Origin of the sequence: Enterobacter sp. Sphag1F (assembly GCF_014193275.1) — a bacterium.
GTDB lineage: Bacteria > Pseudomonadota > Gammaproteobacteria > Enterobacterales > Enterobacteriaceae > Pantoea > Pantoea symbiotica.
Genome location: NZ_JACHZD010000014.1, coordinates 1 through 6,512 on the forward strand (window position 1 = coordinate 1; position 6,512 = coordinate 6,512).

Consider the following 6,512-nt stretch of genomic DNA (forward strand, 5'->3'; position numbering starts at 1 on the left):
ACTGTGAGCGAACAGCGGACATTCGCGGCCATCAATTTAGCTGACAACATGCCCTTGATATATCGTCAAATTAGTGGAGTTTTTCTTTCGATATTCTTTAAATAGATTCAAATTTCATTTGTTATGACTCCTGCATCTTAACGACTATTTTGCCCTTAGCGTGCCCCTGCCTCAAATAGGCAAGAGCTTCCTTTGTTTCCATAAAAGGGAATACCTTGTCGATCACCGGCTTGATTTGTTCCGCCTCAATGAGTTTGCCGATTTGGGCGAGCTGATCGCCATCAGGACGGACAAAAAGAAATGAATAAATGAGGCCTCGATTTTTTGTAAGACGCATAATCTTGCGGCTCATCAGCCCGAAAACTAAACGCAGCAGGACGTTTAGTCTCCGCGACCGGGCGAACGCAACATCTAATGGACCGATGAGAGAAACAATCTTTCCACCCGGCTTGAGAATTTGGGTGGATTTTTCAATTGAATCGCCTCTGATAGTGCCGAGAACCACATCGTAGCCGCTCAGCTCGATTTCAAATTCCTGCTTTTTATAATCAATCACTTCGTCTGCGCCAAGATGACTCACCCACCCGGCGTTGTCTGTGCTGGTTGTCGTGGCCACCTGTGCGCCAAGGTGCTTCGCCAGTTGGATGGCAAAACTGCCAATCCCCCCGGAACCTGCCGGGATGAATACCTTCTGACCAGGCTGCAACCCGGCTCGCTCTGTCAGCGCCTGCCAGCATGTGAGGCTCACCATCGGGAGCGAAGCCGCCTGCACGAAATCCAGGTTCGTGGGTTTTATGGCTGCAGCGCTCTCTGGCACCACTGCAAACTCCGCAAGAGAACCTATTCCCGTGTCGAAAGTGCTGGCGAAAATTTCGTCACCAGGCTTGAACCGCATCACTCGACTCCCCACGGCGATGACAACCCCAGCTAAGTCGCTTCCCAAAGTGGCGGGGAGTTTAAAATGCAAAACCGGTTTGAATATTCCGGTTGGAATCATGTTATCAATCGGGTTCAGACCCACAGCGAAAACTTTTACCAGGATTTCATTATCATCGGGGGAAGGGCAATCGATGTTATCGAATCCCAGCTCAGGGGATTTACCATAGCGTTTAAACGTAAGTGCTTTTATCGTCTTATTCTTCATTTATTTTTTCGCATCAAGCTGAAGACTTTTGCGCACCACATTATCCAGGAATGACGCAGGGGCGAATCTGAGAATAAAATTCAATTGACCTGCCAGCCTTCCCGCCGTGTAGCGCACCTTCGGGCGTAAAGTCTGAGCAGCTTTAACCACCACGTCAGCCACCACCTCCGGACTTTCCGCCTCAGCCATTGCTTTGCTCACCACTTTCGTCAGCTTAGCCCGGATCTGGTCATACTCCTGAAGCTTTGCATCCGCCTCGATATTATTGGCTTCAAACTGTGTTTTCATGTAGGCAGGTTCGATGACAGACACTCTGATGCCCTGTGTGCGCAGTTCATGATCCAGTGCTCCGGTATACCCTTCGACCGCATGCTTACTGGCAGCATAAAGTGCCACATACGGCAACGGAACGATGCCGAGTATCGAACCGATATTGATGATGCGCCCGCTGCCCTGACGGCGCATATGAGGGATCACTGCGCGGCTCAACCTGACGATGCCCAGAAAGTTGGTGTCGAAAATGTGTTTGGCCTGTTCGACAGAACTCTCTTCCGCCGCCGCTGGAGCAACCCCAAAGCCCGCATTATTAACCAGAACATCGATTCGCCCCTCCAGACGCAACAACTCCTCAATTGCGGCCTCGACAGAAGCGTCGTCGGTCACATCCAGCGCCAGTAAAGGAAATGGATGCTTTCCCGCCTGAGCGCCACGCCGGCTCGTACCATATACCGTAAATCCTGCGGCTAAAAGTTTATGACCAGACGCTTCGCCGATACCCGAGGACGCGCCGGTAACCAGTGCAACACGTTTTTTTGCCATGCTGAATAAGGCCTTATTGAGATGTTTCAGGTTTCTCATCGCTGATGAGACGACAGGCTGTAAGGTATTTATGTCGGATTTACCGCTGTGCAGAATAGCCGGAAGACCGTTCTGCACAGTACACCTCATTGATTACAATGCTTTATATCGCTCTGCGGCTTCGTCTTGTTTGACGTCTGAAAGCAGAGCCTGACGCGAAGCATCGAGGGTGTCCCAGCGGGCAGCATTATGTAAAGGCGGAATGGTGACCCGTTCACGGCGGTCAAAACCTACCAGTGCGGCATCCACTAATTCGCCCACTTCCATGAATTTTGCCGAGTTAGTGATGTCGATACCCGCACGGTCCCAGATTTCCGTGTAAGTGCCGGCAGGGAGCACCGCCTGTATATAAATGCCTTTAGATGACAGCTCGACATTCATTCCCTGAGACAGGAAAAGCACGAAGGCTTTGGTGGCGCCGTAAACCGTCATGGCAAATTCTGGGGCGAGGCCGACGATGGAACTGATGTTGACGATCGATCCCTCGCCCGCTTGCACAAAGCGTGGTGCCACGGCACTGGCAAGTCTCGTCAGCGCAGTAACATTAAGCGCGATAAGGCTTTCTATTGAATCAGGTGTCTGCTCTGTAAAACTGCCGGACTGCGCGATACCCGCATTATTGATAAGAATGCCAATCCGTGTGTCTTCACGCAGACGGGCTTCGACCAGGGCTAAATCACGCGTTTGCGTGAGATCAGCGGACAAAACGTCGACAGAAATGTCATGTTCCTGTCGCAGACGATCGGCAAGTGCCTCTAACTTTACTTCGTCGCGGGCGACCAGCACCAGGTCGTGACCCCGGCGGGCGAACCGTTCAGCGTAAACCGCACCAATACCCGTGGATGCGCCTGTAATGAGAACTGAAGCTTTAGTCATAAGTTGATCTTCTTTCTTAAAGTTTAAACAGAATTCGCCATGTGCGATGCAGGCAGAACCGTAAACCGGCTGCTTTACTTGCGGGTCTCAGTCAGCGACGGGTAATCGGTATATCCGGCTGCGCCACCGCCATAAAGTGTTTCAGGATTGATTGAGGCCAGAGGTGCGCCCGTCTTCAGCCTTTCGACCAAATCCGGATTGGAGATGAACGGACGACCGAACGCGAACAGATCGGCTCTGCCTTGCGCAAGCTGAGCGGCCGCCAGTTCCAGGTCATAACCATTGTTGCTGATGTAGGTGTTTTTAAAACGTCGGCGCAGGGAGTCGTAATCGAACGGTGATACATCACGCGGTCCGCCCGTCGCACCTTCAACCACATGGAGGTACACGATGCCCAATGCATCGAGTTGTTCAGCGACGTAGTCATATTGTGGCTGCGGATCACTGCATGAAATCGCATTAGCAGGTGACACCGGTGAAATGCGTACGCCGGTGCGTTCTGCGCCAATCTCATCTTTTACGGCAGTCGTGACTTTCAGCAGCAGTCGCGCACGATTCTCGACAGAGCCGCCGTATTCATCAGTACGCTGATTTGCGCCATCTTTGAGGAACTGTTCCAGCAGATAACCATTCGCGCCGTGGATCTCTACGCCGTCAAATCCGGCGGCAATGGCATTGGCCGATGCCTTTCTGAAATCGTCAATAATCCCCGGTATTTCCTGCAACTCCAGCGCACGTGGCTCAGAAACATCAGCGAAGCCATTGTTCACAAAGGTTTTAGTCCCGGCGCGAATGGCAGACGGCGCGACCGGTGCAGCGCCTCCGGGCTGTAAATCGACATGAGAAATTCGTCCTACGTGCCATAGCTGTACAAATATGCGCCCGCCTTTGGCATGCACCGCGTCAGTCACTTTGCGCCAGCCATCGATCTGAGCCTGCGTGTAGATCCCCGGCGTATCCTGATAGCCCTGCGCCTGTGCGGAGATCTGCGTCGCTTCGGTAATTAGCAACCCTGCTGTGGCACGCTGCGCGTAGTAGGTCGCCGCCAGTTCGCCCGGTACCAGACCCGCTCCGGCCCGGTTACGTGTCAGCGGCGCCATCACGATGCGGTTGGCCAGTGTTAGTGAGCCAAGTTCATAGGGTTGAAATAATGTCTGATTCGTCATGCTTATTCGCCCGTTAATAATGGGTTGAGGTGTCAATGCAATGATGATGATCATAATCTATAAAGTCAACCCGTTTGATTACGGTCATCATCAATGTATACTTAAACTCTATTTTTAAGAGAGGCAGGAAAGCATGAAAGTGTCGAAAGAGCAGGTTCGGGAAAACCGGACACGCATTGTTGAAACGGCCTCAGAACTCTTTCGCGAACGCGGTTACGATGGCGTGGGCGTGGCGGAACTGATGTCAGCGGCAGGCTTAACCCATGGCGGGTTCTACAAGCACTTTGGTTCCAAGGCAGACCTGATGGCGGAAGCGATGAGCTGCGGTTTTACGCGTTCTGCAGAAAGCACGGCAGGTGTGGACCGGGAAAAATTTATTGAATACTACCTCTCCCGACAACATCGCGATGATATGGGAAAAGGGTGCGTGATGTCAGCACTGGGCACCGATACATCCCGTCAGTCTGAGTCAATCAAGGCGATATTTTCCGCCGGAATTGAACGCCAACTCGACGTTTTAGGAGCTGAAAATGGCACGCGCGCTGACCTGATAGATACCATCGCCCATCTTGTAGGTGCACTGGTGTTGTCTCGTGCCTGCCCGGATAATTCCGCTCTGGCTGATGAAATTCTGGATGTCTGCCGTGCGCGTCTTGTTAATCATGAAGCCAGTCAGGATTGAATGTGTTGGGCTTAGGGGACTTTTTTCAGCAGTGTATATAAATAAATCACCAACGTCCGCTTCTGGCACAGGCTGTGTGAAAACTCTGACCTAGAACTGAAGTGCGCGTATCTACGCAAAATCTGGAATTACTCGACTGGTTAGATGAGCCAAATTTTACGTATGAGCGCAGTTTTCAGTCTTGTTTCTCGCAGATTAAGCGACCAAAACAGTTTTCACACAGCCTGGGCACGGAGCGGACATGCGTCATGTGGCTATGCATTTCACATGAGCGCGCATCTTAATGACTTCATCACCCTCTGAACCCTTCAGGTATCGCATAGTCGGCACTGGGCATGACATTGATATCCCGACGTGAAGTTCCGGTCTTAACCGTAAGCCTACGCCCCTTCGAGATAAAGCGGGCAAGCTTTGTCTACCAGTGCATCTGGGTGTGCTGCGCGCCCTCATGCTTGCTACATCAAGCTAAAATTGATCGCGCTGCCCATAACAGATTTCGCAACTTCAGCTAAGTGTTGAAGCGGGCATTTCAAAGTCAGCGTGTTCAATTTGAACACCGCTATCGTTTGTATAAAACAGGAGTCAACAAGTGAAAATCGACTGGCATAGTTCTTCATTAACACGTTTGACAATGGTGGATAAAGACTACAAAAACACACAAAACGTTCGCCGTTTCATGATGGATGAGTGCGGTCCAGATTTCCGGTTTGATCGCGAGTTTATGGCCTGGATACGAAATGACGTACCAAAAAATCTGGGTAATGTGATTGCTGAGTGGAAGCGTAGACATCCACTTTAGGCTAGGAACGTAGGGTCTTCGCTTATAGCGGATTGTTACCTCGTCCGCTGAGTGCCAGGAGCGGAAGTAGCTAATGTGTTTTATAAAGGAAAAAACTACCATTTGAAGTGTTATGAGAACGAGTAAAATCCAAGCAAAACCATTACTTTGGATTTTTTTATGAGTTGTGAGCACTGTCTGGATCTATGTGTCAAATACGTCATCCGTCATCCTGAACACTTACGTAAGGCAATACGTATTGCAAAGCATGCGCTCAATGAAGGGATCCTGATCGAGATTGAAGCAACTGACGACTGGAACCAATATAGCTTTAATGAGTGTGCTGAAAAGATGATATGGGGCGATACAGTTAAATATCACTTTATATGTAAGCATTGTGGTACGCAGTTTGTATTAATGGCTGAAACATATCATGGCAGTGGTGGATATTGGTCAACCGAGAATGAAAAACCAACAGCAACATTTGACTAAATTTTTTTCTTGGTAAACAAGACTAGTTATTGAGTGCTACTGCGTGCCAAAATCGGATGTTCAGAGTATCCTTCAACCATATGCTCATTACGCAAGGTGGATAGTAGATGACTTTTGAGGTTAGAAAAGACAACAAGGTCATTGGTTTCACTGAATTAGAGTTTGGCGATCCGCCGATGGGATTTGTTTATGGTGCATTAACACCTACTAGTTGTTATCGAAAACTCGACTCAAAGCCTGAGTATGCACTTTTTAAGTGTGACGGAAATTTGCATGTTCTCACTGAATTTATAACTATCGTGGATAGCTCAGAGGAAATGGGTGAAGAGTCTATTGAAGTTACGATTTTAATTAAATCATCAGAACAATATGAAAAGTATTTTAAGCATCATTTGAACAATTATAATAATAAACTTAAATGAGCCGACTGATATGTCATTGATAAATATACTTAATAACAGAAAGCATGGATTAACAATGAGTGATGATTGCGAACTTCCGCTGTTCGCTCACAGC

At 49.3% G+C, this 6,512-nt stretch carries 8 protein-coding genes; 4 read left to right on the plus strand and 4 right to left on the minus strand.

The window, feature by feature from the left end; all coding sequences use genetic code 11:
- Positions 1-121: 121 nt before the first annotated feature.
- From FHW71_RS23870 to FHW71_RS23885, 4 genes are all read right to left on the minus strand, one after another.
- Complete coding sequence (locus FHW71_RS23870; RefSeq protein WP_036647647.1) at positions 122-1,144, minus strand: NADP-dependent oxidoreductase; 1,023 nt, start codon at positions 1,142-1,144, stop codon at positions 122-124.
- Positions 1,145-1,963 (minus strand): oxidoreductase, encoded by an 819-nt coding sequence (locus FHW71_RS23875; RefSeq protein ID WP_036647649.1) that lies wholly within the window; start codon positions 1,961-1,963, stop codon positions 1,145-1,147.
- Positions 1,964-2,095: 132 nt separating this feature from the next.
- Positions 2,096-2,878, minus strand: a complete 783-nt coding sequence (locus tag FHW71_RS23880; protein WP_008101851.1) for an SDR family oxidoreductase — start codon at positions 2,876-2,878, stop codon at positions 2,096-2,098.
- Between the two features lie 74 nt (positions 2,879-2,952).
- Positions 2,953-4,044, minus strand: coding sequence for an alkene reductase (locus FHW71_RS23885; protein WP_008101849.1), 1,092 nt, complete (start codon positions 4,042-4,044; stop codon positions 2,953-2,955).
- 133 nt (positions 4,045-4,177) lie between these two features.
- Here FHW71_RS23885 and FHW71_RS23890 point away from each other — a divergent pair, with 133 nt between their 5' ends.
- The 4 genes from FHW71_RS23890 to FHW71_RS23905 all read left to right on the plus strand — a co-directional run bounded on the left by FHW71_RS23890 (position 4,178) and on the right by FHW71_RS23905 (position 6,418).
- Positions 4,178-4,726 carry a TetR/AcrR family transcriptional regulator gene (locus tag FHW71_RS23890; protein WP_008101848.1) on the plus strand — a complete coding sequence of 183 codons (549 nt, stop codon included), beginning with the start codon at positions 4,178-4,180 and terminating at the stop codon, positions 4,724-4,726.
- A gap of 589 nt (positions 4,727-5,315) precedes the next feature.
- Positions 5,316-5,525, plus strand: coding sequence for a DUF6434 domain-containing protein (locus FHW71_RS23895; RefSeq protein WP_008101844.1), 210 nt, complete (start codon positions 5,316-5,318; stop codon positions 5,523-5,525).
- A gap of 159 nt (positions 5,526-5,684) precedes the next feature.
- The gene (locus FHW71_RS23900; protein ID WP_008101842.1) at positions 5,685-5,996 is read left to right on the plus strand and encodes a hypothetical protein; all 312 of its coding nucleotides are present in this window, start codon (positions 5,685-5,687) and stop codon (positions 5,994-5,996) included.
- Positions 5,997-6,103: 107 nt separating this feature from the next.
- Complete coding sequence (locus FHW71_RS23905; RefSeq protein ID WP_008101841.1) at positions 6,104-6,418, plus strand: hypothetical protein; 315 nt, start codon at positions 6,104-6,106, stop codon at positions 6,416-6,418.
- Positions 6,419-6,512 lie beyond the last annotated feature (94 nt).

Coding starts and splice junctions, on each gene's coding strand:
- FHW71_RS23900 (WP_008101842.1), top strand. CDS start 5,685: ATGAGTTGTGAGCACTGTCTGGATCTATGTGTCAAATACGTCATCCGT.
- FHW71_RS23905 (WP_008101841.1), top strand. CDS start 6,104: ATGACTTTTGAGGTTAGAAAAGACAACAAGGTCATTGGTTTCACTGAA.
- FHW71_RS23880 (WP_008101851.1), bottom strand. CDS start 2,878: ATGACTAAAGCTTCAGTTCTCATTACAGGCGCATCCACGGGTATTGGT.
- FHW71_RS23875 (WP_036647649.1), bottom strand. CDS start 1,963: ATGGCAAAAAAACGTGTTGCACTGGTTACCGGCGCGTCCTCGGGTATC.
- FHW71_RS23870 (WP_036647647.1), bottom strand. CDS start 1,144: ATGAAGAATAAGACGATAAAAGCACTTACGTTTAAACGCTATGGTAAA.
- FHW71_RS23885 (WP_008101849.1), bottom strand. CDS start 4,044: ATGACGAATCAGACATTATTTCAACCCTATGAACTTGGCTCACTAACA.
- FHW71_RS23890 (WP_008101848.1), top strand. CDS start 4,178: ATGAAAGTGTCGAAAGAGCAGGTTCGGGAAAACCGGACACGCATTGTT.